Source organism: Streptomyces sp. NPDC052064, assembly GCF_055585925.1.
Genome location: NZ_JBVJJE010000006.1, coordinates 21,422 through 47,611, shown reverse-complemented (window position 1 = coordinate 47,611; position 26,190 = coordinate 21,422). Strand labels below are relative to the sequence as shown.

Sequence of the window (26,190 nt, the reverse complement as noted above, 5' to 3'; positions counted from 1 at the left end):
CGGAGAGCCGGCCGGTCAGCGCCGCGCCAGCTCCGAGCGCCGGTAGGAGTACGCGAAGTAGACCACGAGCCCCAGCGCGAACCAGACGGCGAACCGCGCCCAGGTCTGCCACTGGAGGAAGGTGATGAGCCAGATCGAGAAGACGATGCCCACCGCCGGCACGACCGGCATCCACGGCGTACGGAACGTGCGCGGCAGGTCCGGCTGCCGGTGGCGCAGCACGATCACCGCCGCGCAGACCACCACGAACGCCAGCAGGATCCCGATGTTCGTCAGCTCGGCCGCCTCGCCGATCGGCAGGAACCCGGCGATGGCGGCCGACGCGAACCCCACGATCCAGGTGACACGCGTGGGCACGTGCCGCGTCGGGTGCGTCTTCGCGAACCACTTGGGCAGCAGCCCGTCACGGGACATCGAGAACCAGACACGGGTCACGCCCAGCATGAACGTGAACATGACAGTGAGGATGCCGATGATCGCGCCCACCGCGATGATGTCCGCCAGCCCGCCCAGCCCCACCGACTTGAACGCCGTCGAGAAGCCGCTCTCCTTGTCGATGTCCTTGTAGTCCTGCATGCCCGTCAGCACCAGGCAGGCCGCCACGTACAGGACCATCGAGATGACGAGCGAGTAGATGATCGCCTTCGGCATGTGCCGCTGCGCGTCCTTGGACTCCTCGGCAGCCGTCGACATGGCGTCGTAGCCGAAGACCGCGAAGAACACCGTCGCCGCGCCTGTGAACGCCCCGCCGACCCCGTACGGGAAGAACGGGTTGTAGTTCGCCGTGTCGATGTGGAACACGCCGACCCCGATCACCAGCAGCACGACCAGGACCTTCAGCACCACCACGACCGTCTCGAAGCGGGCCGCGTTCTTGATGCCGAGGTTCAGCAGGTAGGCGATCAGCAGGCACAGCAGCGCCGCGAACAGATCGACTCTGTGCCCGTCGCCGGTGCCGGGCGCGCCCAGCATCCAGTTCGGCAGGTCGGCGCCCATCTCGCCGACCAGGAAGCTGAAGTAGCCGGAGATGCCGATCGCGACCACCGCCACGATCGCCGTGTACTCCAGCAGCAGGTCCCAGCCGATGAACCAGCCCGCGAGCTCGCCGAGCACCGCGTAGCCGTAGGTGTAGGCGGAACCGGCCTTCGGGATGAGCCCGGCGAACTCGGCGTAGGACAGGGCGGCCGCGGCACTCGCGACGCCCGCGATGAGGAAGGAGACGAGCACGGCCGGACCCGCCGTACCGTTGGCCACGGTTCCCGCGAGGGTGAAGATGCCCGCGCCGATGATGCCGCCCACCCCGATGGCGGTCAGCTGCCACAGCCCCAGGGACCGTTCCAGCTGGGTGCCCTTGCCGGCTTCCGTCTCCTCGATCTGCTCGATGGATTTGCGACGGAGAATCCCCTGACCCATCCGGAGCCCGGCCATGCGCCTCACCTCTTCGCGATCGGCAAACGGCTGATGGCGGATCATGATGGCCCAGGTGTCCCAGCGACGGAAGACGCCGCGCAAGGTCCCGGTCGCCTCACGGGGCCACGGCGTAGCTCAGGTCGTGCGCGACGAGGGACACGGGCTTCAGACGCAGCCACACCGTTCCGCGCTGCGCCGGATCGTCGTACAGGTAGTGCACGAAGCGCTCGTCCCACCGCTCCTCGTCCGCGCCCAGATAGCGGACGAGCTTGCGCCGGCCCCGCTCGACGTCGAACGGCAGGAGCTCGACCCGGCCCCGCGCGATCACCTGCCGGACCAGCCCGGTCGCCAGATCGCACTCGTCCACGACCAGCGCGACCCCGGGATCGGCCCGCACCCGGTCGAAGAGGCGGGCCCAGGGCCCGGTCAGCACCCAGAAGGCGCCCTCCTCCCACAGGAACCAGACGGGCCGGACCGTCGGCCCGTTGGTGGCGAGGCGCGCGGTGAGCGGCTTGCACAGAAAGGCGTCCACGTCGAAGGCAACAGAAGTCACCGCAGCATCCTCCGGCCCACCTGAACTCGTGTACACCGACCAGAGTCCTAGGTCCCGGTCCCTGATATGCCGGCAAGGGCCTAGGGAACCACGGTCACAGGCCACCGCCCCGCCTTCACCAGCCGCACCGCCACCGACCCCACGATCCGGTGGCCCGCCTGTTCGGACGCGCCCACGACCACCGCGTCCGCCGTGAGTTCGTCCGCCGCCTTCACCAGGCCGTTGTACGGGTCGCCGCGGAAGGTGTGGAACTCCCAGCGGACCTCGAACAGCCCCTTGAGCCGCTCGGCCGCGTCCCGGATCTGCGCCACCAGGTCCTCGGCGATCTCATCGGTCGTCTCGGCCACCGGCGCCCCGAGCGCCGCGCCCGCCGCCAGTACCGGCTGCACGTACACCGCGGCGAGCAGGGCATGCTGGCGCCGGGCCAGGCCGGCGGCGTAGGCCGCGGCGCGCAGGGACGAGTCGGAGCCGTCCACTCCGACCACGATCACCTTCGGGCCGTCCGTGCCCCGTTCGAACTGATGGGAGTGCTGTTCCGTCACCCTGCGAGGCTATCGAAGGCCACGGGTGAGGACCTGAGGAGGGAGCGCGGCTTCCTGAGCCGGGTCCCGAGGGCTTCGCGGTCCTCTTCGGCACCCCTGGGCAAGGCCGCCGTCACCTACCGCGTCGAGGCCGGCGTGTGCCAGGCCGGCGGCGACCCGGTGGGCGACCGGGAGGCCGGGCCGCACGCGATCGCCCTCCGGCAGGACGTGGCCCGCCGGCACGCCTGGGTGCCCGCCGTGACGGGCACCTCCGAGGAAGGCGCCCGCGCCTTCGTCCGCGCCGGGCTCGGTGCGCTCCAGCTCGGTGACGAGGCGATGCTGCACATCCTCGACTTCGACCTCGACGGCGGCGGCATGCGCGTCACCCGCCAGGCCGCCGACCGCGTCCGCCGCACGGCGCCACCTGCCGCGTCCGCCGCCACTCCACCCTGAGCGAGGAGGAGATGCGGCAGATCGTCGAACGGGCCGACGCCTGGCGGGGCACCGAGACCGAACGGCTTCTCCATGGCCCTGGACCGGCTCGGCGACCCGGCTGCCTCCTCGTTTCGCCAGTCCTTGGTGCCTGGGGCAGGGACTGCGTCTCCCTGGACCTGATGCGCCGCGACCGCACCGCCTCCCACGGCGTCATGGAGTTCATGGTCGCCGAACTGAGCCACGCCGCACTGAAACTGGGCGTGCGCAGCATCTCGCTGAACTTCGCCGTCTTCCGCTCCGGCAAGTTGTGGGGAAGAGGAAGAGGGCACTCGAAGGGCGGACAGCGGCCCGCCACCACGGAGGGGCTGCCGTCACTGGCGGTGCTCGGCCTCGTCGGAGGGGACGGGACCGAGCCCGCCGACCTGTCCGGCCTGGTCGGCGTCCGGCACCGCGAGCTCGACCGGTTGACCGCCGCCGGCACCGACCCCTGCCCGGTGGGCGTACCGGCCCGCACCCACACCCTCGCCGAGGTCGGGCAAGGCCAACAGCGACATCGGCGACCACATCACCGCCACCGGCCAGGCCGGCGTCAGCGGCAAGAGCGAGCAGGCCGTCTTCGTCACCTCCTGGCAGTTCACCGGCACGTGCCTGCGCTCCTCTGTCCGGCAAACGGGACTGACGACCCGACAGACCTGCCGTTCCCCCTGGCGCGCCGCCGCTGACCCTTCTGCTTGGGCCGTTCGAGGGAAAACGTGCCGCCGCACCGGTGTTGTACCGGTGCGTCGGCCTTCCACCGGGCGACTGATGAGTCATGAAGAAGGATCAGTTGCTCACCCGGCGCGGGCTGTTGATCGCGGGCACCGGCGCCGTGGGAGCGGCCGCCACGGCCGGTGTGCTCACTGCGGTCACCGGGACCGGACCAGACGGCTCCGTCCCGGCCGCGGGCGCCCAGGCCCGCCGCCCGCCCAGTGGCTCCTACCGCCTCCAGCCCATCACCGGTTACGGCCCGCCACGCGCCGCGCCCCGCCGGACGCTGGTACGCCGCGAACCGCTGCTGAGCTTCTCCGGCCGCGGCCGCACCATGGTGCTGACCTTCGACGACGGCCCCGACCCCCGCTACACCCCGGACATCCTGGACATCCTGGCCGAGTACGACGTGCGCGCCATGTTCTTCGTGTGCGGGGAAAAGGCCGCAGACAGCAAGGGGTTGCTGGCCCGGATGGCCGACGAGGGTCATGTCGTCGGAAACCACACCTGGTCCCACCCGCTGCTCACCCGTCTCACCCGCCGGCAGATCCGCTCCCAGATGGCACGCACATGCGACGTCATCGAGGAGGCCTACGGCGAGCGCCCCGAGTGGTTCCGTGCCCCCTACGGCGTCTGGAACCGCGCCGCCTTCCAACTGGGCGCCGAACTCGGCATGGAACCCCTCGCCTGGACGCTCGACACCCTCGACTGGACCGCCCCCGGCACCCGGTCCATCGTCAATCGGGTCGAGAACGGCGCCGCCCCCGGTGTCGTGCTGCTCGCGCACGACGCCGGGGGCGACCGCTCGCAGAGCGTGTGGGCCCTGCGGCGCTATCTGCCCGAACTGCTGGACTCCGGCTACCACGTCACCGTGCCCCGGCGGCACTACGCGTGAGACATGCCGTCGGGCCTTCGCCCGCCCGGCCGGGAGCGCTCAGCGCACCTCGACCAGGCGGGCGAAGGCGACGACGTTGCCCTCGTAGCCGTTCTGCTGGGAGAAACCGCCGCCGCAGGTGATGACCCGCAGCTCCGCCGCGCCCTTGGAGGCGTAGACACGGTCGCCGGGGAAGTTGTTCTTCTCGAACACCTCGACGCCGTAGATCTCGAACACGACGGTCTTTCCGTCCTGCCGGGCGACCTCGACGCGGTTTCCCTTCTTCAGGGCCCCGAGCCCGTAGAACACGGCGGGGCCCTGCTGGTTGTCGACATGGCCGACGACGACCGCGGTGCCCTTCTCGCCGGGAGTGACGGCACCGGTGAACCAGCCGGCCAGGTTCGGGTCCTCCGGGGGCGGTGCGCCGACCCAGCCGTCCGCGTCCAGGCCCACGGGAATGATCGGCGCGTCGACCTGGATCGCCGGGATCCTGACCCGGTCCGGGAGGGCATAGGGGAGGGGCTTGTCGGCCCCGGCGAAGCTCCCACCGGGCACGCGGCTGTCCGCCGCGGCCGCGGTCGCCGGCTGCGGCGGGCCCTCGTCGAATTCCCCCGAACCATTCCGGATGAGCGCGAGGCCTGTCAGCAGAACCAGCGCTATCACGCCCCACGGGGCGCGCTTCTTCCGCCGCGCCTCCTCTTCCGCCTCGGCCAGCTCGGACGCAGACATGGGCCATCCCCTCTCGACGCGGCCGTCGCCGTGTCGTTCGCGCATATCAGAACGCTAAGTGCGGCGCGCGAAAGAGGCGACGGGGCAGGAGCGAACGGGTGGCCCCGGAGTTGTGGGGGGTGGTCCAGGGCTGTCAGGGGTGGTGGTCCGGGGCCATGAGGTGCGCCATCCGAGTTGCCGCCGCGAGGAATTTTCTGACGGCCTGTGACCTGCGGCGATATCCGGTTCCGCGGTCATCCCGCGGTGCCTTCTCTCACCAGGACGGACCATTCCCGAAATGCGCGGCCGGGCAAGGCAACTGACTGTCTTTCTGGGAGGCGCTTTCTCGCCGATCGACCGGGGACGGGTCCCGGGGCGTCTTCCGCGGAGGTTCACATGCGTAACACTCGTGCCCTGGCGGTCGCCGGCGCCGCGGTCGCCGCCCTCGGCCTCTCCGCCCCCGCGGCCGCTGCCTGGGACACACCCAGCAACATCGTCGCCCAGCCCAGCATGATCGCCCGCGGCGGCCAGCTGACCATCACGGTCGACGGCTGCCGCAACGGTGGCACGGCAACGTCCAACGCCTTCTCGCCGACCAGGCTCTCGCCCGTCCACGGCACACGGGAGACGGCGAAGGGCACCGCCACCATCAACAGCAACGCCCGCCCGGGGCCGTACGACATCACGGTCACGTGCGACGGCCGGAGCCTGACCAAGCCCCAGGCCTTCACCGTCATCGGCGGTGTCCGCGGCGGTATCGGCGGCAGCAGCACGACCGGTGCGACCCCGACCGACATGGCCATCGGCGGTGGGCTCGTGGCCGCGGCGCTCGTCGGCGGCGGGGTGTTCTGGATGCGCCGCCGCGCCGAGCGGCGCGTCTGACGCCTCGTTCCCCGCCCCTTCGACGAGCCGCCTCGCACGTGAACGGTCTTCGCCCCGGATCCCTCGACGGATCCGGGGCGAAGACCTGCGCGATGCGTCGGGCCGGTCAGGTGGCGTCCTCGTCGGTACGGCGGCGCGCGAAGTGGTACGCCGTGCCCAGCGCGCCGGCGATGAGCGCCGCGCCGAGGCCGATCTCCTTGAGGTCGAAACCGGCGAGGGTGCCGCCCTCTCCCGCGTGCACGCCCTTCGACGGGTGTCGGTGGTGGTCCCCCGGGTAATGCGTGGGGTGGTGCGTCGGGCGGCCGCCGGCGATGGTCAGGCGCGCGGTGCCGCTCGACTCGTCACAGACGAACTCCACGTCGTACACGGCGCCGGGCTTGGCGTCCCAGTCGACCCTGGCCGTCGCCGACGACTTCTCCCGCGGGATGGCGACCAAGTCGAAGACCGGTGACGAGACCGCCGCCTCCCCCCGGCACGCCTTGTTGCGCTCCACCCACAGCGTGACCTGGTCGCCCGCCGCGACGGTGGAGGGCTCGACGCTGAAGCCGAAGTCGGTCTGGAGGGCCGCGTCGGCGGCCGGCACGCAGGAGGTGAGGGCGCCGGCGCCCAGCAGTACGGCCGAGGCCGAAGCGACGCATATCGCGCGCATGGTGAATCCTCCGGGTCCCCGAGGAGCAGCCGCGGACCTGTTCCGCTCACGTCACAAATGCACCTCGATGCCCGAAACGCTAAGAACGGGCGCGCGGCGGCGCGATCGCAGTAGCGCGAATGGGGCACGCGTGTGGGCCGTCAGGGGGAACCTCGTTGACGCGGACGGGGGACAGCGACGGTGTGTCGCTCGCCCCCGGCCCGGTTCCGTGGTGCGGGTGCCGTCAGCCCCCGGCGCCCGGGAAGAGGTTCAGGAACGGGTCCGCCGAGGCGGTCACGCCCCTGCTGTAGGGCGAGTCGAAGTCCCAGATCAGGAACAGCAGGAAGGCGATCAGTGCCGAGAACAGCCCGGCGAGCACCAGTTCACGCGTCGTCCTGCGGATCTGCAGGGCGAAGATCATCCCGATGGTGACGACGGCTCCGGCGATCAGCCCGAACCACACCACGCCCGGCATGGTCTCCCCGGTCGACTCCGCCCGGGCGATCCGGGCCTGGCTGGCCGCGGTCACCTGGTCGAGGAGCGGCTGGTAGGCCTGGGCCTCGAAGTCCGTCTTCGGTTCGTAGTCGGTGACGTCCTGGCGGACGCGCTCGAAGAGCTCAGCGCCGCGCTCGGTGACCTGGCCCTTGTCGGCCATGGTGTCCCACTCGGTGGTGACGACGTGGCTCACATACGTGTGGATGTCGTCCCGGATGCGGTCGCGTTCGTCGTCCGGGTAGACCCGGACCCGCTCCGAGATCTCGTACAGCGCGGTGGCCTCCGCCTGGACGTGGTCCTGGGCGGCGCTGCGCCCCTCCCACACACCGGCGATCGCCAGACCCAGGACGATGGCGTACACCACGCCGATCCACATCGTCATGTACTCGATGACGTCCGGGGTCTCGCTGGGGTCCTCGTCGTCGGACGCCGTGCGGTGGCGTACGAAGGTGATGACGACCACCACGACACATGCGGCCAGCATCGCGAGGGTGAGAACAAGCCATTCCGGCAAGAGATGCCTCCAGAGCTTCAGGGATCAGCGCGCGCGCAGCGCGGCGACGGCGACCACCGCGGGCACCGTGACGAGCAGGACGAAGGTGAGCGGCGACATGCTGTTGCTCGCCGGTCGTGGCCGAGGCGCGGCGCGGTACCGCGGGTAGCGCACGGGCGTCGCGGACGGACGCGGGGTGGGCTTCGCCGACGGCTTCGGCGCCGGGGCAGGGGGCGGGGGAGGCACCGGCCTGGGGGCCGGGCGGGGCGGTGGCGCCGGGCGTTGAGCGGGAGGCGGAGGCGGAGGCGGAGGTGGCGGCTCCGGTCTGGCCGTGGGGGTCGGTTTCGGGGGCGAGGGCGAGGGCGGCGGTGGTGTCGGCGTCGGGGGCGTCGGAGTCGGCTTCGGCGGCGGTGGTGTCGGCGTCGGTGGTGTCGGCGTCGGTGTGGGCGTGGGGGGCGGTGTGGGTGTCGGGCACGGCGGCTTGGTCGGACAGGTCCTGATTCCGGCGATCGCCACCGCCTCCGTTCCGTCCGGCCCCGTCGAGGCGTACGCACAGGCGTCGGCCACCGCCACTCCGGCCGGTGCGCCGACCAGCGCCCAGGTCAGCGTCGCCACCGCCAAGGCCCTTGCGGCGAGGGCGGATTGAGTCGATAGGGGTCCATGCACGACGAAGATCATGAGCCTTGTCCCGCCGGGACGCGCCGAAGCGCAAGGGGATTGCCCCGAAAGAGGGATATCCGGGTGCTTCAGGTTTGCCGGGCGGCCTTGATGGTGGCGCCCGCAAGCTTTCGACGCGTACCCGTGTGCGGTGGCGAGCGGCGGCCGTCACAGGTTCCGGAAAGAAATTTGGCCGGTCGTTGAACACAATCAGGGCTCCGGTGCGTACTCATGGCCGTGCGGCGGCGCAGCAGGGCGCTGCAACACCCTTGCGATTATGGGGAGTTGACGATGAAGACCTCCTGGCGGAGCGCCTCACTCGTGGCGAGCGCCGCGGCGGTCCTGGCGCTGACGACGGCGTGCGGTCAGGACAGCCCTCCGGCGGCCAGCCAGAACGTGGGTGCCACGGCGGCGCCCGGGGACTACGGAAGCATCGGCACCGGGAACGGAGTGGGCGGCACCGCGGGCGGCCAGCAGGCCTCGCCGAGCCCCTCCAGCCCGTCAAACCCCGCGGGCAAGCTGTCCGTCGCCACCGCCGAGGAGGTCGGCAAGGTGGTGACCGACAGTCTGGGGCTCACTCTGTACCGGTTCGACCAGGACACCGAGCAGCCGCCCAAGTCGAACTGCGACGGCGACTGCGCCAAGACCTGGCCGCCCGTGCCCGCGGACGACGCGGAGGCCGGCGAGGGCATCGACAAGTCGCTGCTCGGCTCGGTCACCCGGGCCGACGGCACCAAGCAGCTGACCGTCGGCGGCTGGCCGGCCTACCGCTACGCCAAGGACGTCAACGCCGGTGACGTCAAGGGCCAGGGCGTCGGCGGCAAGTGGTACGCGCTGGCCCCCGACGGCAAGAAGGCGCAGGGGGGCGGGGCCGGCGGCGCGGGGGCTGAGGGGGCCGAGGCGCTGCCCGGGCTGTCCACCCGCAACGACCCCAAGCTCGGCGAGATCGTCGTCGACAAGAACGGCATGACCGTCTACCGGTTCAAGAAGGACGAGGCCTGGCCCAAGCCCGTCTCCAACTGCACCGGCGAGTGCCTGGTGAAGTGGCCGCTCGTGGAGCCCGTCGACTACGCCGACACCAAGGGCATCCAGGAGAAGGGCTACATGATCTTCGACCGGACCGACGGCGAGGGCAAGCAGCAGACGATCAACTGCTCGCCGATCTACACCTTCGCCGGTGACAAGGCTCCCGGCGACACCAACGGCCAGGGCGTCGGCGGCACCTGGTACGCCGTGCGGCCCGACGGGAAGCTGGTCGGCGCGTCGGAGAAGTAGAGAAACCTCCCCAGGGTTGATCGTCTCGTCCACCCGACGGAGCCGACCCGGTCCGCCCCTCCGTGGCTCACGGAGGGGCGGACCGTTTTGCCGTCCTTCACCTGAACTCATCGAATTCTGACGCTCTTCCCCTTCCGCTCCGGAACTCTCCGGAATGCCTCGGACACTGTTCGTCATATGTTCGAAGGGCATGCGCGCGGGTATCAATTCGGCACGTGCCGCAGGCAGTGACCGGGAACGGATGGTCAATTTCCGTTTCGGGTCGCTCCATTGGCGGGCGATCAGTAGCCTCTGCTCGAACACCGGATCGCCTACGCCTTGGAGAGATAGATGGAGCGTCCCGCCTGGGCCCCACGGAGCATCGACATCTCGGTGCCCAGCGTCTCCCGGATGTACGACTACTACCTGGGCGGATCGCACAACTTCGAGGTCGACCGGGAAGCGGCCCGCAGGGCCATGGAGTTCATGCCGGGGCTCCCCAAGATCATGCAGGCGAACCGGGCGTTCATGCGCCGCGCGGTGCGCTACGCGGCCGAGCAGGGCATCAGCCAGTTCCTGGACATCGGTTCCGGTATCCCCACCTTCGGCAATGTGCACGAGGCGGCCCGGGCCGCCCGCCCCGGCGCGCGCGTGGTGTACGTCGACCACGACCCGGTGGCCGTGGCGCACAGCCAGGCGGTCCTCGAGGGCGACGACGACGCGGACATCGTGGCCGCGGACCTCCGCAAGCCCCAGGAGATCCTGCGCAGCCCCGAGGTGGAGCGGCTGATCGACCTGAATCAGCCAGTGGCGTTGCTCCTCGTTGCCATACTGCACTTCGTGGAAGACGAGGACGACCCGTACGGGGCGGTGGCCGAGCTGGGCGAGGCGCTGGCGCCCGGCAGCCTGCTCGTGCTCACCCACGCCTCGTACGAGGGGATACCGCTGCCGCCGGAGCGGGCCGGTGGTGCGGTGAACGTGTATCAGGACATCCGCAACCCGCTGATCATGCGCTCGCGCGAGGAGATCGCGCGGTTCTTCAAGGGGTACGACATGGTGGAACCCGGACTGGTGGCGATGCCGCGCTGGCGGCCCGACACCGCACCGGAGGACGAGGATCCGTATGCGTTCTCCGGTTTCGCGGGCGTGGGGCGTACGGCGTGATCGCGGAACCGGACGGGCCGGAGGACAGACTCCGCCGGTTCGCGACGATCTGGAGCCGGGCCGTCTTCCCGGTGACCTCGACGTCGTCGACCCGGCCGGAGTTCGAGGAGCAACTGCTGCCGCTGGCACGGCGGTTGAGTGAGGCATTGCTGGCCCGGGCCTTCGACGCCGACGAGGGCAGGGCGGTGGGCACCGCCCTCGTGGACGCGCACTGCACCGACCCGGAGGCGCTCAGCCGCACGCTGGACTGCGTGGACGCCTACCTGGTCCTGTACTGCGGCGGCGACGGCGACCAGGAGGGCCTGCGGGCGCGTTCCGCACGCCTCCAGCACGCGATGGCCGCCGGCTTCGCGCGGGCGCTGCGCGAACGGACCCTGGCCGAGCAGGAGGCCATCGCCCAGGCCGCCCTCCAGGCGCAGGGCGTGGTGGCGCAGGCCCTGCACGCGACCGAGGCCCGTTTCCGCGCGGTCTTCGAGGGCGCGGCCATAGGCATCGGCATGGCCGACCTCGAGGGCAACATTCTCCAGGTCAACGGCGCGTTGCTGCGCATGTTCGGGGTCTCCGAGCAGACGATGCGCGGCCGCAACGTCATGGAGTGGACCCACCCCGACGACGCGCCGCAGACCTGGCGGCTCTACGACGAACTCGTGAGCGGCGAGCGTGAGCACTACCACGTGGAGAAGGCGTTCTACCGCCCTGACGGAACGGTCCTGTGGACCAATCTGACGGTCTCCCTGCTGCGGGACGCCGACGGCAGTCCGCAGTACCAGCTCGCGCTCATGGAGGACACCACCGAGCGGCGGCTGCTCAATCTGAGGCTGCGTTACGAGGCCACGCACGACGCGCTGACCGGGCTGCCGAACCGCACCTTCTTCTTCGAGCGCCTGGAGAAGGCACTGGGCGCAGGGAAAGGCCAGCGGTTCGGCCTCTGCTACCTGGATCTGGACGGCTTCAAGACCGTGAACGACAGCCTCGGCCACGCGGCCGGCGACCGGCTGCTGGTGGAGGTCGCCGACCGGCTCCAGTCCTGCGCCACCGCACCCGGCGAGATGGTCGCCCGGCTCGGTGGCGACGAGTTCGTGGCCCTGACCACGGGCCCCGACACCCAGCGCGAGGTCGACGAACTCGCCACGCGCATCATGAACGCGCTGCTCGCCCCGATCAGCGTCGACGGCCGGGAGCTGACCGTGCGCGGCAGCATCGGCATCGTCGAGGGCCCGGCCGGGGAGCGCAGCCCGGCGGAGGTGCTGCGCAGCGCCGACATCACCATGTACCGGGCCAAGTCGGCGGGCGGCAACCGCTTCGAACTCGCCGACCCGGAGGCGGACGCCCGCGCCATCACCCGGCACGGGCTGACCACGGCGCTGCCGACGGCCCTGGAGCGGGGCGAGTTCTTCATCGAGTACCAGCCGCTGGTCCATCTCGGCGACGGCAGTGTGCGCGGTGCGGAGGCCCTGGTGCGCTGGCTGCACCCGCAGCACGGTGTGCTCGGCCCGGACCGGTTCATCCCGCTCGCCGAACACACGGGGCTGATCGTGCCGCTGGGCCGCTGGGTCCTGGAGCAGTCGGTACGTCAGGCCCGCGAGTGGCGGGAACTGCACGGTGGTGTGGAGGCCGTGGGCCCGCTGCGGATCAACGTCAACCTCTCGCCCTGCCAGCTGACCCACCCCGGCCTGGTCCAGGACACCGTCGACATCCTGGAACGCACGGGCGTCGAACCGGACGCGCTCTGCCTGGAAGTCACGGAGTCGGCGCTGATCGGCGCGGACGACGACCTGCTGAAGCCGCTGCGCCGCTTGGCGGAGATGGGCGTCGACATCGCCCTCGACGACTTCGGTACCGGCTACTCCAACCTCGCCAACCTGCGCCGCCTGCCGGTCAGCATCCTCAAGCTGGACCGCTCCTTCACGCAGAGCATGCAGCAGTTCCCGGCCGACCCCGTGGACCTCAAGATCGTCGAGGGGATCGTCTCACTCGCCCACAGCCTGGACCTCGCGGTCACCGTGGAGGGCGTCGAGACGGGGGCCCAGGCCGAACAACTCCGCATACTGGGCTGCGACACCGCCCAGGGCTGGTACTACGCCCGCCCGGGCCCGCCGGAGAGGCTGCACGAACTGGCACTGGCGGACGCGACGGGCTGACGCTCCCGGATGGCCGCTGCGCGGAGCCGGGTCAGGTGCCCAACCCGCGCAGCAGCAGCGCGAGACCGCCCAGGAACTCCCGGTCCGCACTGACCTTCCGGGCGTGGCGGGCGGTCTCGGTCATGTGGGGAAAGGCGTCGGGCGGCAGCTCGGTGATGGCGACCGTGCCCTCGCCGGACAGGGGCCCGAGGTGCTCCAGCTGGATGGCGCCGATGACGTACCCGAGCAGGCCCCGCAGCGCGACCACCCGCCGGTCGCCGTCGAATCCCGCCTCCGTGAGCACGCCGAGCACGGATTCCGACCAGCGCAGCCCGGCAAGGGACCGGTGCCGGTGGGCGACGGTCAGGGGCACGATCTCCGGATGGGCGGCGACGGCGTCGCGCAGCCGCCGCACCAGCACCTCGACGCGGTCGTGCCAGGGCGCCTCGGGGCCGGGCGGCACGGTGTCCACGGTCCCGAGCACCAGGTCGACGACGAGCCTTTCCAATTCCTCCCGGTCGTCCACGTACCGGTAGAGCGCCATCGTGCTCATACCGAGTTCCTTCGCGACCGAGCGCATGGACAACCCGGCAAGCCCGTCGCGGTCGATCACGGCGAGGGCGGCCGAGGCGAGCTGGGCCTGGCTGAGAGAGCGAGGGCGTGGCATGACGACGTTCAGCGTACGTCATACGCCTACCTTGTTAGGTGTACGGCATACGCCTACACTCGATAGGAGTACGCCGTACACCTAAGGAGGAGCACGCTCATGCTCATGCGCATGCCCGCGCGGCCGATACGGTCGGGCTCCACCGTCGCCGACCGCCACCTGGTCACCGTCTCCGGCGACCCCGTCGCCGTCCCGGATCCCGAGCGCCTGGTCCACCTCCAGTTCCGGCGGTTCGCCGGGTGCCCGGTGTGTCATCTGCACCTGCGGTCGGTGGTCCGCAGACACGCGGAGATCGAGGCCGCCGGCATCCGTGAGGTCGTGGTCTTCCACTCGCCCGCCGAGGAGTTGCGCCGGCACACCGCCGACCTGCCCTTCGCGGTCGTCGCCGACCCCGACAAGCGGCTGTACGTCGAGTTCGGCGTCGAGTCGGCTCCCCGTGCGCTGCTGAGCCCGCGCGCCTGGGGGCCGGTCGTCCGGGCGGTGCTGCGCGGCGGGTGGGAGGTCCTCCGCGGCCGGGAGCGGCTCCCCGCGACCAGCCAGCCCGGCGGCCGGCTCGGTCTGCCCGCCGACTTCCTGATCGGCCCCGGCGGCCGTGTCCTCGCGGCCAAGTACGGCGAGCACGTCTACGACCAGTGGCCGGTCGACGAACTCCTGCACCTGGCGTCCTCCCACGGGCCGACCGCCGACCACCCCCCGGCCCAGTAGCCCAGCCGCACGCCAGGCGGCCCCGCAGGCGCCGGCCTGCCACGGGCACCTCACCGCTCCAGCAGCATCCGCTGCAACTCCCGCGCCGCCCGGGGCGGAGCCACGTCGCTGCGGTGGGCCAGTGCGATGGTCCGGTGCAGACCGGGGCGGGCCAGGGGAGTCACCCGCAGCCCGCGGCCGGACCGCGCGGCCACCATGCGCGGTACGACGGCCAGGCCCAGCCCGGCCCGCACGAACCCCAGCACCGCGTCCATCTCCCCGCCCTCCACCGCGAAGTCCGGCTCGAACCCCTCCGCGCGGCATGCCGCCACGGTCAGTTCGCGCAGGTCGTAGCCGTGCCGGAACATCACCAGGCGCTCGCCCTCCAGGTCGGCGACGCGTACGGTGCGCCGGCCCCGGCCGGGTCGCGGCGCGTCCGGGGAGGAGACCACGACCAGGTCCTCGCGCAGCAGTTCCACCGTGGTCAGCGCCGGGGACGGCGTCGGCAGGGGCAGCACGACCAGGGCGAGATCCAGGGCGCCGCGTGCCAGCTCCCGCACCAGGTCGTGCGAACCGCCCTCCTCGATCAGCAGCTGGATGCCCGGGTAGCGGTCGTGGAAGGCGCGCAGCACGTCCGGCAGCAGGCCCGTGCACAGGCTGGGCGTGGCACCGAGCCGCACTCGCCCCCGCCGCAGCTGCACCAGCTCCAGCACCTCGTGCCGGGCCGTGTCCGCGTCCGCCAGGATGCGCCGGGCCAGGGGGAGCAGGGCCTCCCCGGCGTCCGTGAGCGTGATGTTGCCGCGTGCCCGCAGGAACAGATCCGCGCCCAGCTCCCGCTCCAGCGCCTTGATCTGCTGCGACAGTGACGGCTGCGCGACATGGACCAGATCGGCGGCCCGGGTGAAGTGCCGGGTCTCGGCGACGGCCACGAAGTACTGGAGCTGCTGGAACTGCATACTCGTACGATAGCCCCGGCCTATGGAATCAAGCTGGACCATGTCTTGGACCGATCGGCTCGGCGTCCGTAGCGTGCTGTGCCATGGCTCTGGCAACGCGGACGGAACGACGGCCGTCCATGGCACGCACCGTGTGGGACTCCACCCTCGGCAAGAAGACCGTGATGGCGGTCAGCGGGCTGATCATGCTGCTGTACCTGGTCGTCCACATGATCGGGAACCTGAAGATCTTCTTCGGGGCCGGCGAGTTCAATGCGTACGGGCACTGGCTGCGCACCGTCGGCGAGCCGTTCATGCACTACGAGTGGACGCTGTGGCTGGTCCGGATCGTGCTGGTGGCCGCCGTCGTCGCCCACGCCGTGTCCGCGTACCAGCTCAGCCGCCGCGACATCAGGGCACGGCCCAGCAAGTACGTGCACAAGAGGCCACGGGCGAGCTACGCGACGCGGACCATGCGGTGGGGCGGGATCATCCTCGGGCTGTTCATCGTCTGGCACATCCTGGACATCACGACCGGCACCGTGCACCCCGGCTTCGAGCCCGGCCACCCGTACCAGAACGTCGTGGACACCTTCTCCACCTGGTACGGCAACGTCATCTACATCGTCGCGATGCTCGCGCTCGGCCTGCACGTCCGGCACGGTTTCTGGAGCGCCGCCCAGACCCTCGGCGCCGGCAGCCGCACCCGCGACCGTGCCCTGAAGGCCGTCGCCGACGTCCTCGCGCTGCTGCTCACGGCCGGGTTCATCGCCGTACCCGTGGGCGTCATGACCGGAGTGGTGAGCTGACATGACCTACACCGACTACACGACCGGTGAACCGGTCACCGACACCAAGGCCCCGAAGGGCCCCGTCCACGAGCGCTGGGACAAGCGCCGCTTCGAGGCCAAGCTGGTCAACCCCGCCAACCGGCGCAAGCACACCGTCATCGTCGTCGGCACCGGCCTCGCCGGCGGCTCCGCCGGGGCCACCCTCGCCGAACAGGGCTACCACGTCGTCCAGTTCTGCTACCAGGACTCCCCGCGCCGCGCCCACTCCATCGCCGCGCAGGGCGGCATCAACGCCGCGAAGAACTACCGCAACGACGGCGACTCCATCCACCGCCTGTTCTACGACACAGTCAAGGGCGGCGACTTCCGGGCCCGCGAGTCCAACGTCCACCGGCTCGCGCAGATCTCCGTCGAGATCATCGACCAGTGCGTGGCGCAGGGCGTGCCGTTCGCCCGCGAGTACGGCGGCCTGCTGGACACCCGCTCCTTCGGCGGCGTCCAGGTGTCGCGGACCTTCTACGCCCGTGGCCAGACGGGACAGCAGCTGCTGCTCGGCGCCTACCAGGCCCTCAGCCGGCAGATCGCCGCGGGGAACATCGAGATGCACCCGCGTACGGAAATGCTCGACCTGATCGTCGTCGACGGGCGGGCGCGCGGGATCGTGGCGCGGGATCTCATCACCGGCAAGATCGACACATACTTCGCGGACGCCGTCGTACTCGCCAGCGGCGGCTACGGCAACGTCTTCTACCTGTCGACGAACGCCATGAACTCCAACGCCACCGCCATCTGGCGGGCGCACCGGCGAGGCGCCTACTTCGCCAACCCCTGCTTCACCCAGATCCACCCCACCTGCATCCCGCGCACCGGCGACCACCAGTCCAAGCTGACGCTGATGAGCGAGTCGCTGCGCAACGACGGCCGCATCTGGGTGCCGAAGGCCAAGGGCGACGACCGCCCGCCGAACGAGATCCCCGAGGACGAGCGCGACTACTACCTGGAGCGCATCTACCCGTCCTTCGGCAACCTGGTGCCGCGTGACATCGCCTCCCGCGCCGCGAAGAACGTCTGCGACGAGGGCAGGGGCGTCGGCCCCGGCGGCCAGGGCGTCTACCTCGACTTCGCCGACGCCATCGAGCGCATGGGCCGCAAGGCCGTCGAGGCCAAGTACGGCAACCTCTTCGACATGTACCAGCGGATCACCGACGAGGATCCGTACCAGGTACCGATGCGGATCTACCCCGCCGTGCACTACACGATGGGCGGCCTGTGGGTCGACTACGACCTCCAGACCACCGTCCCCGGCCTGTTCGCGATCGGCGAGGCCAACTTCTCCGACCACGGGGCCAACCGGCTCGGCGCCTCCGCGCTGATGCAGGGACTCGCCGACGGGTACTTCGTGCTCCCGGCGACCATCAACGACTACCTCGCCCGCAATCCGCACAAGGACCAGGTCGACGCCGCCCACCCGGTCGTCCAGGAGGTGCTGGCCGAGACCGAGGACCGGATCAACCTGCTGCTGTCCGTCGACGGCGACCGCACGCCAGACTCCTTCCACCGCGAGGTCGGCGAGCTCATGTGGGAGTTCTGCGGCATGGCCCGCACCGACTCGGGGCTGCGCAAGGCGCTGGAGCGCATCCCGCAGATACGTGAGGAGTTCTGGCGACGCGTCAAGGTGCCTGGCACCGGGGAGGAGTTCAACCAGTCGCTGGAGAAGGCCAACCGCGTCGTCGACTACCTGGAGCTGGCCGAGCTGATGTGCCTCGACGCGCTGCACCGCGGCGAGTCCTGCGGCGGCCACTTCCGCGAGGAGTCCCAGACGCCCGACGGCGAGGCCGACCGGAAGGACGAGGAGTTCGCGTACGCGGCGGCCTGGGAGTTCACCGGCACCGGCGAGGCTCCGACCCTGCACAAGGAAGACCTGGTCTTCGAGTACGTCCACCCCACCCAGCGGAGCTACGCATGAAGCTCACCCTGCGCGTCTGGCGGCAGAAGAACGCCGACGCCGAAGGCGCCATGTCCACCTACGAGGTGGACGGGATCTCCTCCGACATGTCCTTCCTGGAGATGCTCGACACCCTCAACGAGGAGCTCACCCTCAAGGGCGAGGACCCGGTCGCCTTCGACCACGACTGCCGCGAGGGCATCTGCGGTGCGTGCTCGCTCGTGATCAACGGCGATGCGCACGGGCCCGAGCGGACGACCACGTGCCAGCTGCACATGAGGTCGTTCAAGGACGGCGACACGATCGACATCGAGCCGTGGAGGGCGTCCGCCTTCCCGGTGATCAAGGACCTGGTCGTCGACCGTTCGGCCTTCGACCGGATCATCCAGGCCGGCGGGTACATCACCGCGCCGACGGGGGCGGCTCCCGAAGCGCACGCCACACCGGTGCCGAAGCCGGACGCCGACTTCGCCTTCGAACACGCCGAGTGCATCGGGTGCGGCGCGTGTGTCGCGGCGTGCCCGAACGGGGCGGCGATGCTGTTCACGTCCGCCAAGATCAACCATCTGAACGTGCTGCCGCAGGGGGCGCCCGAGCGCGAGACGCGGGTGCTGGACATGGTGGCGCAGATGGACGAGGAGGGCTTCGGCGGATGCACCCTCACGGGAGAGTGCGCCACGGCATGTCCCAAGGGCATCCCGCTCATGTCCATCACCGGCATGAACAAGGAGTGGCTGCGGGCCACGCGGAAGGTGAGCAAGCGGTAGAGCCGGGCAGGTAGAGCGTTCGCCGACTGGTGCGGACGGGCGGGGTCGGGTGGTGCTCACCGGCCCCGTCTCGCCTTTCCGGGCTCCTGGCATTCAACATCCCGGCATCCGCGCTCCTGGCACCGGTCACGCGAAGGTCAGGCGGCATGGGCACAACAGTGACGGCGGCATCGCTCGCCGCCCCCGGCCCGTGACCAGGAGAGAGCCATGACCGGCGTACTGACCGTCGACCGCCCCGCGCACCCCACGGCCCCCACCCGCTACACCGTCGCCCTCGCCCGGAACGAGGAGGACGTGCGTGCCGCCCAGCGGCTGCGGCACGACGTCTTCGCCGGGGAGCTGGGCGCCCTGCTGTCCGGCTCGCAGCCCGGGCTGGACGTCGACCCGTTCGACGCGTACTGCGACCACCTGCTCGTCCGTGAGCAGACGACCGGCCAGGTCGTCGGCACCTACCGGCTGCTGCCGCCGGAGCGCGCGGCGGTCGCCGGGCGGCTGTACTCCGAGAGCGAGTTCGATCTGAGCTCCCTCGCCGGGATCCGGCCGGAGCTCGTCGAGGTCGGCCGCTCCTGTGTGCACCCCGGCCACCGCGACGGCGCGGTCATCAGCCTCATCTGGGCGGGTATCGCCCGCTACATGGTCGACCGGGGCCACGAGTGGCTCGCCGGCTGCTGCTCCGTCCCGCTCGCCGACGGCGGCACCCTGGCCTCCGCCACCTGGGACCGGGTGAACGCCAAGCACCTGTCGCCGCAGGAGTACCGCGTCCAGCCGCTGCTGCCGTGGGTCCCGGACCCGGCGCCCGCCGCCCGAGTCGAACTGCCCGCCCTGCTGCGCGGCTACCTGCGCCTCGGCGCCTGGGTGTGCGGCGAACCGGCCCACGACCCGGACTTCGGCGTCGCCGACCTGTACGTGCTGCTGCCGATGAGCCGGGTCAACCCGCGCTACCTGCGGCACTTCCTGTCCCTCGTACCCGCCTGATGAGTGCCTGGCTGCCCACCGCGCCCTGCACGCCGCAGGCCTGTGTCGAGGCGTCGGCGGGGGTGACGGCGCGGGCCGTGCCGCGTGCCGTACTGCGGCTCACCGGGGTCGTCCTGCTGCTGCTCGCGGGGATCGCGCTGTCGCCGCTCGGCTGGGGGTCCCCCCGCTTGCGGGGGAGGATACCGGCGTCCCTGGTCCGGCGGTGGTGCCGGTGGATAGTGCGGGCCGCAGGGGTCCGGGTCCGCATCACCGGCGCCGCCGCCCCCACCGGCGGACTGCTGCTGGTCGCCAACCACATCTCCTGGCTGGACATACCACTGCTCGCCGCCGTACGCCCTGCCCGGATGCTGGCCAAGACGGAGGTACGGCGGTGGCCCGTCGCCGGGCCGCTGGCCGCCCGCGGCGGCACCCTGTTCATCGACCGGGACCGGCTGCGGGCCCTCCCGGACACCGTCGCCCGTATCGCCCGGGCGCTGCGCGAGGGCGCCGCCGTCGTGGCCTTCCCCGAGGGCAGCACCTGGTGCGGCCGAGCCCAGGGCACCTTCCGCCGGGCCGTCTTCCAGGCCGCCCTCGACGCCGGGGTGCCGGTCCAGCCGGTCCGGATCCGCTACCGGCTCACCGGCGGAACCACCACCACCGCCCCCGCGTTCGTCGGCGAGGACACCCTGCTCGCCTCGCTGTGGCGGGTGGCGACGGCCCGCGACGTGGTCGCGGAGGTCGAGGTCCGCGCCCCCATCCCCCCGGGGACCCACTCCGACCGCCGCGCCCTGGCTCATTCCGCACAGCCAAAGGAGACGGCGGCGCCGGCGTGGACGCACACGGTGCTGGTGGCGTAGGGCGCCCGGTCTGGTGGTGGTGTCATGTCCGGCCGGGCGCGGGTCTGGTGGCCGGGTGGATCATCCCGGCGCTTCGGCGTAACCGACCGTGGCGGCGGTCCCTGCACGGGCGGTGATGGTCCGTCACGGCCGACGGTGGCGTGGGCGAGGGCGGTGTGCTGAGGCCGTTGGCCTCCGGCCGCCGGGCGGGGCCGGCCGTATGGGGGGCATGCTCGGTGATGGGGGCGTTGCCCTTCCGCCGGAGGCGCCCCGTTCCCGCCTGGCGGCAGGGGCGGGACGGTCGTTCCTCGACCGGCCTCAGCCACCCCCGGACAGCGCGCGGGCGAGATACGGCGCTGTCCTGCTCTGTTCCGAGCGTGCCACCGCCGTGGGCGGTCCAGCCGCCACGATCCGGCCGCCCGCGTCGCCGCCGCCCGGGCCGAGGTCGATGACCCAGTCCGCGCCCGCGACGACGGACATGTCGTGCTCGACGACGATCACGGTGTGCCCGGCCTCGACGAGGCCGTGCAGCTGGCGCATCAGGATGTCCACGTCGGCCGGGTGGAGACCGGTCGTGGGCTCGTCGAGGAGGTAGAGCGTGTGGCCGCGCCGGCCGCGCTGGAGTTCGCTCGCCAGTTTGATGCGCTGGGCCTCGCCGCCGGAGAGCTCGGTCGCGGGCTGGCCGAGGCGGAGGTAGCCCAGGCCCACGTCGAGCAGGGTGCCGAGGCTGCGGGCGACGGCCGGGGTGTCCGCGAAGAACTCCGCCGCGCTTTCCACCGTCAGATCCAGCACCTGCGCGATGTTCCGCCCCCGGTACGTCACCTCCAGCGTCTCCTGGTTGTAGCGGGCCCCGCCGCAGTCCGGGCAGGGCGCGTACGTGCTCGGCAGGAACAGCAGCTCCACACTGACGAACCCCTCGCCCTGGCAGGTCTCGCAGCGCCCGCCCGCCACATTGAAGGAGAACCGGCCGACGCCGAAGCCCCGTTCAAGCGCCCCGTCGGTGGCCGCGAACACCTTGCGCACGACGTCGAAGAGACCGGTGTACGTCGCGAGGTTCGAGCGCGGAGTGCGTCCGATCGGCTTCTGATCGACCGATACCAGCCTGCCCACCCCGGCCGTGTCCTCGGTGATCTCCCGGATGAGCGTGGACTTGCCGGAGCCGGACACCCCGGTGACCGCGGTGAACACGCCGAGCGGGAACTCGGCGGTCACGCCGCGCAGGTTGTGCCGGGTGACCGGGCCGGTCTTCAGCCACCCGCTCGGTTCGCGGACCTCGCGCGCAGGGGCGGGGGAGTGGTCGAACAGGTAGCGGGCCGTCGCCGACTCCTCGACGGCCGCCAGCCCGGCGACCGGGCCGCTGTGCAGCACCCGCCCGCCGTGCTCGCCCGCGTGCGGACCCACGTCGACCAGCCAGTCGGCCCCGCGGACCACATCGAGGTGGTGCTCCACCACGAACACCGAGTTTCCGGCAGCCTTCAACCGCTCCAGCACGACGAGCAGCGCCTCGGTGTCCGCCGGGTGCAGCCCGGCCGACGGCTCGTCGAGGACGTAGACCACACCGAACAGGCCGGAGCGCAGCTGCGTGGCGAGGCGCAGGCGTTGCAGCTCGCCCGCGGAGAGGGTGGGGGTGGACCGGTCGAGGCTGAGGTAGCCGAGGCCGAGTTCGACGATCGGCGCGATACGGGATGTGAGGTCGTCGGTGAGGACCCGGGCGGTCTCCGACGTTCCCTCCAGACCGGCGGCCAGCTCCACCAGCGGCAGTGCCGCCAGCTCGGCGATGGTCCGGCCGCCGAAGGTCACCGCCAGCGCCTCGGGCCGCAGTCGGCTGCCACCGCACGCCGGGCAGGGCGCGCTGGTGAGGAACCGCTCGGCCTTCGCCCGCAGGGTCGGGCTCCTGGAGTCCGAGAAGGTCTTCATCACGTACCGCCGGGCGCTCATGTACGTGCCCTGGTACGGCCGCTGGATCCGGTCCGCGTCCCGCACCGGGTGCACGGTGACCACCGGCTGCTCGTCCGTGAACAGGATCCACTCACGCTCGTCGGCGGGCAGCTCCCGCCACGGCCGGTCCACGTCGTACCCGAGTGCGTCGAGGACGTCCCGCAGGTTCTTGCCCTGCCAGGCGCCCGGCCACGCGGCGATCGCGCCCGCGCGGATCGACAGCGACGGGTCCGGGACCAGCAACTCCTCGCTCGTACGGTGGACCCGGCCGAGCCCGTGGCACTCCGGGCAGGCCCCGGCCGCCGTGTTGGGCGAGAAGGCGTCGGAGTCGAGGCGCTCGGCACCGGGCGGGTAGGTACCGGCCCGGGAGAACAGCATGCGCAGCGAGTTCGAGAGGTTGGTGACGGTGCCGACCGAGGAGCGTGAGGTGGGAGCCGCCCGGCGCTGCTGGAGCGAGACGGCCGGCGGCAGACCGCTGATCTCCCCGACCTTCGGCGCGCCCACCTGGTGGATCAGCCGGCGCGCGTACGGCGCGACCGACTCGAAGTAGCGCCGCTGCGCCTCCGCGTAGATCGTGCCGAACGCCAGCGACGACTTGCCCGAGCCGGACACGCCCGTGAACACGGCCAGCACGTCCCGGGGAATGTCGACGTCGACGCCCTGGAGATTGTGCTCGCGGGCGGCGCGGACACGGACGTACGGGTCGTGGGCCTGGTGGGGGTCGTGCATGGGCAACGACTCTAACCGGAGGTGATCGCGGCCAGCCGCCGGTAGGAGTCCAGCAGCGCCTCGCGGTCGTACGTGCTGGTGGTGACCAGGACCTCCTGTGCCCCCGTCTCCTTCAGCACCGTCTCCAACTCGTGCGCGACCTGCTCCTCGGTGCCGGCGATGTGGCCGGTGAGGCCGGCCTCGTAGAAGCCGCGTTCCTTGCCGGTCATGGTGAGCGCCTCTACCCGCTCGGCGGGCGGCAGGGGCGGGAAGGTGCCGTGTGTGCGGGAGTACGCCATCGCCCAGGCCTCCGGGACGAGCAGCCGCCGGGCCTCCTCGGGGGTCCCGGCCACCGCGACCGTGCCGGAGACGACCACGTACGGTTCGCTCGCCCAGGGCGAGGGGCGGAAGTGCTCGCGGTAGTGGTCGATGCCGCGCCGCATCTTCTCCCGGTTCCTGAAGTCGCCGATGACCATGGGCAGACCCGCGCGGGCCGCGATGCCGGCGCCCTCGCCCATGGCCAGGACGAACGGCGGCACGGCCAGCCCTTCGGCGGGACGGGCGTGCACCCCGGTGGGGGAGGTGCCCCGGAACCAGCCGAGCAGCTCCCGGAGCTGGGCCTCGAAGTCCTCGGCGTCCTCCTTGTCACGGCCCAGGGCCTTGCGCACCCCGTCCGTGAAGCCGACGGACCGGCCCAGGCCCATGTCGATCCGCCCGGGAAACAGCGACTCCAGCACTCCGAACTGCTCGGCCACGACCAGCGGCCGGTGGTTGGGCAGCATCACCCCGCCGGTGCCGACCCGGATCGTGCGCGTCGCGGCGGCGACGGCGGCCGCCAGCACGGTCGGCGCGGAACCGGCGACCCCGGGCACCCCGTGATGCTCCGAGACCCACAGCCGGTGGTACCCGAGCCCCTCCAGCTCCCCGGCCAGCCGCACGGTGTCGCGCAGCGCCTCGGGATGCGTGTGCCCCTCGCGGGTGCGGGAGCGGTCGAGGACGGAGAAACGGGTGGAGGCGATCGCGGAACTCACACCGGTTTCAACGCGTGACGGATCGTGGCATTCCCGCCGGTGCCGCCTCGCCGAAAACCCGGTGACCGCATCCCCGCACGTCAGGACAATGGAGCGGCACGGCCCGGCACCGCCGGGTACAGCGCGAGAAGAGGGGGGACCGGCCATGGCCGTCGCGAACATCCTGCTGTCCGGCATCGTCGGCTCGACCGCCTACGGCCTGGCCCATCAGGGCTCGGACATCGACCGCCTCGGCATGTTCGCCGCGCCCACCGAGGCTCTGCACGGGCTCCACACGCCGAAGGAGTCCCACGTCACCACGGCACCGGACCGCACCCTGCACGAGGCCGCCAAGTGGTGCCGACTCGCCCTCGGCGGCAATCCGACCGCCATGGAACTGGTGTGGCTCCCGGACGAGCTCTACGAGGTGCGTACCCCGCTGGGGGACGAACTGATCGGCATACGTACGTCGTTCCTGTGCGCGAAGCGCGTCCGGGACGCCTATCTCGGCTACGCCACCCAGCAGTTCCGCCGGCTCGAGAATCGCGGCGACGGCTCGTTCTCGGCGGACACCCGAAAACGCACCGCGAAGCACGCCCGGCACCTGAAGCGGCTGTGCCACCAGGGCCTGGCGCTGTACACCACCGGCCGACTGGAGATCCGCGTCGAGAACCCCGAGGAGTACCACGCCTTCGGCGAGCGCGTCGCCGCCGACCCGGCGGCCGCGCTGCCCCTGCTCAGGCACTACGAGGCCGCCTTCGACGAGACGCCCACCGTGCTGCCCGAGCGGCCCGACGAGGCGGCCGTCGAGGCGTGGCTGCACCGCGTCCGCGGCCTCTTCTACACCGCGGGGACCGCGACGTCGTGCTCGTGCTCGCAGGCCTCGTCGATGCCGTAGGTGTCCCAGGCGGGGAACGGGTCGTCCACCGGCACGGGCTCGCCGGGCGCCATCAGGCAGTCGGTCAGGGCGGCGTGCAGAGCCGGGGCGTCCAGCCCTGTGCCGATGAGCACCAGCTCCTGCGCGAACGGGGTGTCCCCGTCCCGGGCCGCGGAGGGCTCGAAGCGGGCGACGGAGCCGGCCTGTGACCACAGGCCCGTCACGTGCGGGCGACTCGCCAGGGTGAAGAAGCCCTTGGAGCGCAGGATCCGCCCGTACGTCCCGGCGTCCAGTTCCTCCGTGACGAACGTCCACAACCGCTCGGGGTGGAAGGGGAGTTCGGAGCGGAAAACGGTGGAGGAGATGCCGTACTCCTCGGTCTCCGGGACGTGGTCGCCATTGAGTTCCCGGACCCAGCCCGGCGCCTGCTGGGCGCGTTCCAGGTCGAACAGCCGGGTGCCGAGCACCTGGCGGAGGTCCACCCGGCCGTGCGTCGCCGGGACCAGCCGGGCGGCCGGGTTCAGCCGGGTCAGGGCCGCTCGCAGCCGGGCCGCCGTCTCCTCGTCGACCAGGTCGAGCTTGTTGAGGACCAGGACGTCGGCGAACTCGACCTGGTCGACGAGCAGATCGCTGACCGTGCGCTCGTCGTCCTCGTACGGGGCGAGACCCCGCTCGGCGAGGTCGTCGCCGCTCTCCAGCTCGGTGAGGAAGTTGGCCGCGTCCACGAGCGTGACCATGGTGTCCAGCAGAGCCACGTCGTCGAGGGTGGCGCCGTCGTCACGGGCGAAGGCGAAGGTGGCCGCGACGGGCATCGGCTCGGAGATCCCGGACGACTCGATGAGGAGATGGTCGAACCGGCCCTCGCGGGCCAGCCGGTCCACCTCGTCCAGCAGGTCGTCGCGGAGCGTGCAGCAGATGCAGCCGTTGGTCATCTCGACCAGGCGTTCCTCGGTCCGCGACAGGGCGGCCTCGCCGCCGCGTACCAGGGCCGCGTCGATGTTGACCTCGCTCATGTCGTTGACGATGACGGCGACACGCAGCCCCTCGCGGTTGGCGAGGACATGGTTGAGCAGGGTGGTCTTGCCCGCCCCGAGGAATCCGGAGAGCACGGTGACGGGCAGCCGTTCGTACGACACG

27 protein-coding genes and 1 pseudogene are annotated in these 26,190 nt (G+C 71.4%); 15 read left to right on the top strand and 13 right to left on the bottom strand.

Features of this window, described 5'->3' with window-relative positions; genetic code table 11:
• Window positions 1-15: 15 nt before the first annotated feature.
• From ACZ6TU_RS17500 to ACZ6TU_RS17490, 3 genes are all read right to left on the bottom strand, one after another.
• Complete coding sequence (locus ACZ6TU_RS17500; RefSeq protein ID WP_469549293.1) at window positions 16-1,428, bottom strand: amino acid permease; 1,413 nt, start codon at window positions 1,426-1,428, stop codon at window positions 16-18.
• Between the two features lie 97 nt (window positions 1,429-1,525).
• Window positions 1,526-1,963, bottom strand: a complete 438-nt coding sequence (locus ACZ6TU_RS17495) for a pyridoxamine 5'-phosphate oxidase family protein (protein WP_469549290.1) — start codon at window positions 1,961-1,963, stop codon at window positions 1,526-1,528.
• 80 nt (window positions 1,964-2,043) lie between these two features.
• Window positions 2,044-2,505 (bottom strand): universal stress protein, encoded by a 462-nt coding sequence (locus tag ACZ6TU_RS17490; RefSeq protein WP_469549287.1) that lies wholly within the window; start codon window positions 2,503-2,505, stop codon window positions 2,044-2,046.
• Between ACZ6TU_RS17490 and ACZ6TU_RS17485 the strand changes: the two genes are divergently transcribed.
• The gene (locus ACZ6TU_RS17485) at window positions 2,485-2,937 is read left to right on the top strand and encodes a phosphatidylglycerol lysyltransferase domain-containing protein (protein WP_469549285.1); all 453 of its coding nucleotides are present in this window, start codon (window positions 2,485-2,487) and stop codon (window positions 2,935-2,937) included. The genes ACZ6TU_RS17490 and ACZ6TU_RS17485 overlap by 21 nt on opposite strands.
• A gap of 11 nt (window positions 2,938-2,948) precedes the next feature.
• Window positions 2,949-3,161, top strand: a pseudogene (locus tag ACZ6TU_RS17480) (phosphatidylglycerol lysyltransferase domain-containing protein); the annotation flags it as partial.
• 129 nt (window positions 3,162-3,290) lie between these two features.
• On the opposite strand, the gene ACZ6TU_RS17475 reads toward ACZ6TU_RS17480, so the two are convergent.
• Window positions 3,291-3,563, bottom strand: a complete 273-nt coding sequence (locus tag ACZ6TU_RS17475; protein WP_467671520.1) for a hypothetical protein — start codon at window positions 3,561-3,563, stop codon at window positions 3,291-3,293.
• Window positions 3,564-3,730: 167 nt separating this feature from the next.
• Between ACZ6TU_RS17475 and ACZ6TU_RS17470 the strand changes: the two genes are divergently transcribed.
• Window positions 3,731-4,561, top strand: a complete 831-nt coding sequence (locus tag ACZ6TU_RS17470; protein ID WP_467671040.1) for a polysaccharide deacetylase family protein — start codon at window positions 3,731-3,733, stop codon at window positions 4,559-4,561.
• A 39-nt stretch (window positions 4,562-4,600) separates the two neighbouring features.
• Here the strand turns inward: ACZ6TU_RS17470 and ACZ6TU_RS17465 are convergent, their stop codons facing one another.
• Window positions 4,601-5,269: a class F sortase gene (locus tag ACZ6TU_RS17465; protein ID WP_469549282.1), complete on the bottom strand. Its 669-nt coding sequence runs from the start codon at window positions 5,267-5,269 to the stop codon at window positions 4,601-4,603.
• Between the two features lie 375 nt (window positions 5,270-5,644).
• On the opposite strand from ACZ6TU_RS17465, the gene ACZ6TU_RS17460 reads away from it, so the two are divergent.
• On the top strand, window positions 5,645-6,130 hold the full coding sequence (locus ACZ6TU_RS17460; RefSeq protein ID WP_467671044.1) for a hypothetical protein: 486 nt from the start codon (window positions 5,645-5,647) through the stop codon (window positions 6,128-6,130).
• A gap of 106 nt (window positions 6,131-6,236) precedes the next feature.
• Here ACZ6TU_RS17460 and ACZ6TU_RS17455 read toward each other — a convergent pair whose 3' ends face one another.
• The 3 genes from ACZ6TU_RS17455 to ACZ6TU_RS17445 form a co-directional block, all read right to left on the bottom strand.
• Window positions 6,237-6,779, bottom strand: coding sequence for a hypothetical protein (locus tag ACZ6TU_RS17455; RefSeq protein ID WP_467671046.1), 543 nt, complete (start codon window positions 6,777-6,779; stop codon window positions 6,237-6,239).
• A gap of 223 nt (window positions 6,780-7,002) precedes the next feature.
• Complete coding sequence (locus tag ACZ6TU_RS17450) at window positions 7,003-7,767, bottom strand: bestrophin-like domain (RefSeq protein ID WP_469549278.1); 765 nt, start codon at window positions 7,765-7,767, stop codon at window positions 7,003-7,005.
• Between the two features lie 24 nt (window positions 7,768-7,791).
• Window positions 7,792-7,920: a hypothetical protein gene (locus tag ACZ6TU_RS17445; RefSeq protein ID WP_269085495.1), complete on the bottom strand. Its 129-nt coding sequence runs from the start codon at window positions 7,918-7,920 to the stop codon at window positions 7,792-7,794.
• A gap of 157 nt (window positions 7,921-8,077) precedes the next feature.
• Between ACZ6TU_RS17445 and ACZ6TU_RS17440 the strand changes: the two genes are divergently transcribed.
• From ACZ6TU_RS17440 to ACZ6TU_RS17425, 4 genes are all read left to right on the top strand, one after another.
• Window positions 8,078-8,392, top strand: a complete 315-nt coding sequence (locus tag ACZ6TU_RS17440) for a hypothetical protein (protein WP_467671050.1) — start codon at window positions 8,078-8,080, stop codon at window positions 8,390-8,392.
• Window positions 8,393-8,694: 302 nt separating this feature from the next.
• Window positions 8,695-9,678, top strand: coding sequence for an SCO0930 family lipoprotein (locus ACZ6TU_RS17435; protein WP_467671052.1), 984 nt, complete (start codon window positions 8,695-8,697; stop codon window positions 9,676-9,678).
• A gap of 330 nt (window positions 9,679-10,008) precedes the next feature.
• Window positions 10,009-10,821: an SAM-dependent methyltransferase gene (locus ACZ6TU_RS17430; RefSeq protein ID WP_467671054.1), complete on the top strand. Its 813-nt coding sequence runs from the start codon at window positions 10,009-10,011 to the stop codon at window positions 10,819-10,821.
• A complete protein-coding gene (locus ACZ6TU_RS17425; protein ID WP_469549273.1) occupies window positions 10,818-12,962 on the top strand; it encodes a putative bifunctional diguanylate cyclase/phosphodiesterase in 2,145 nt (714 codons plus the stop codon). The genes ACZ6TU_RS17430 and ACZ6TU_RS17425 overlap by 4 nt, the downstream gene beginning before the upstream one ends.
• A gap of 31 nt (window positions 12,963-12,993) precedes the next feature.
• Here ACZ6TU_RS17425 and ACZ6TU_RS17420 read toward each other — a convergent pair whose 3' ends face one another.
• On the bottom strand, window positions 12,994-13,608 hold the full coding sequence (locus tag ACZ6TU_RS17420; protein ID WP_467671058.1) for a TetR/AcrR family transcriptional regulator: 615 nt from the start codon (window positions 13,606-13,608) through the stop codon (window positions 12,994-12,996).
• 99 nt (window positions 13,609-13,707) lie between these two features.
• Here ACZ6TU_RS17420 and ACZ6TU_RS17415 point away from each other — a divergent pair, with 99 nt between their 5' ends.
• Complete coding sequence (locus tag ACZ6TU_RS17415; protein ID WP_467671060.1) at window positions 13,708-14,313, top strand: peroxiredoxin-like family protein; 606 nt, start codon at window positions 13,708-13,710, stop codon at window positions 14,311-14,313.
• A 50-nt stretch (window positions 14,314-14,363) separates the two neighbouring features.
• On the opposite strand, the gene ACZ6TU_RS17410 is transcribed toward ACZ6TU_RS17415, so the two are convergent.
• Entirely contained in the window at window positions 14,364-15,248 is an 885-nt protein-coding gene (locus ACZ6TU_RS17410; RefSeq protein ID WP_467671061.1) for a LysR family transcriptional regulator, read from the bottom strand.
• 119 nt (window positions 15,249-15,367) lie between these two features.
• Here ACZ6TU_RS17410 and ACZ6TU_RS17405 point away from each other — a divergent pair, with 119 nt between their 5' ends.
• The 5 genes from ACZ6TU_RS17405 to ACZ6TU_RS17385 all read left to right on the top strand — a co-directional run bounded on the left by ACZ6TU_RS17405 (window position 15,368) and on the right by ACZ6TU_RS17385 (window position 20,541).
• Entirely contained in the window at window positions 15,368-16,036 is a 669-nt protein-coding gene (locus tag ACZ6TU_RS17405; protein WP_469549267.1) for a succinate dehydrogenase, read from the top strand.
• Window position 16,037: 1 nt separating this feature from the next.
• Window positions 16,038-17,984 carry a fumarate reductase/succinate dehydrogenase flavoprotein subunit gene (locus ACZ6TU_RS17400; RefSeq protein ID WP_467671064.1) on the top strand — a complete coding sequence of 649 codons (1,947 nt, stop codon included), beginning with the start codon at window positions 16,038-16,040 and terminating at the stop codon, window positions 17,982-17,984.
• Window positions 17,981-18,730, top strand: a complete 750-nt coding sequence (locus ACZ6TU_RS17395) for a succinate dehydrogenase/fumarate reductase iron-sulfur subunit (RefSeq protein ID WP_467671066.1) — start codon at window positions 17,981-17,983, stop codon at window positions 18,728-18,730. Before ACZ6TU_RS17400 ends, ACZ6TU_RS17395 begins: the two co-directional genes overlap by 4 nt.
• Window positions 18,731-18,937: 207 nt before the next feature.
• Window positions 18,938-19,705, top strand: coding sequence for a GNAT family N-acetyltransferase (locus tag ACZ6TU_RS17390; RefSeq protein WP_469549263.1), 768 nt, complete (start codon window positions 18,938-18,940; stop codon window positions 19,703-19,705).
• Complete coding sequence (locus ACZ6TU_RS17385) at window positions 19,705-20,541, top strand: lysophospholipid acyltransferase family protein (protein WP_469549261.1); 837 nt, start codon at window positions 19,705-19,707, stop codon at window positions 20,539-20,541. Before ACZ6TU_RS17390 ends, ACZ6TU_RS17385 begins: the two co-directional genes overlap by 1 nt.
• A gap of 297 nt (window positions 20,542-20,838) precedes the next feature.
• On the opposite strand, the gene ACZ6TU_RS17380 is transcribed toward ACZ6TU_RS17385, so the two are convergent.
• Window positions 20,839-23,187: an ATP-binding cassette domain-containing protein gene (locus tag ACZ6TU_RS17380; protein ID WP_469549258.1), complete on the bottom strand. Its 2,349-nt coding sequence runs from the start codon at window positions 23,185-23,187 to the stop codon at window positions 20,839-20,841.
• 11 nt (window positions 23,188-23,198) lie between these two features.
• On the bottom strand, window positions 23,199-24,197 hold the full coding sequence (locus ACZ6TU_RS17375) for an LLM class flavin-dependent oxidoreductase (protein ID WP_467671073.1): 999 nt from the start codon (window positions 24,195-24,197) through the stop codon (window positions 23,199-23,201).
• A gap of 145 nt (window positions 24,198-24,342) precedes the next feature.
• Between ACZ6TU_RS17375 and ACZ6TU_RS17370 the strand changes: the two genes are divergently transcribed.
• Window positions 24,343-25,074, top strand: a complete 732-nt coding sequence (locus tag ACZ6TU_RS17370) for a nucleotidyltransferase domain-containing protein (protein WP_467671075.1) — start codon at window positions 24,343-24,345, stop codon at window positions 25,072-25,074.
• On the opposite strand, the gene ACZ6TU_RS17365 is transcribed toward ACZ6TU_RS17370, so the two are convergent.
• The gene (locus ACZ6TU_RS17365) at window positions 25,017-26,189 is read right to left on the bottom strand and encodes a GTP-binding protein (RefSeq protein WP_469549254.1); all 1,173 of its coding nucleotides are present in this window, start codon (window positions 26,187-26,189) and stop codon (window positions 25,017-25,019) included. The genes ACZ6TU_RS17370 and ACZ6TU_RS17365 overlap by 58 nt on opposite strands.
• Window position 26,190: the final 1 nt, after the last annotated feature.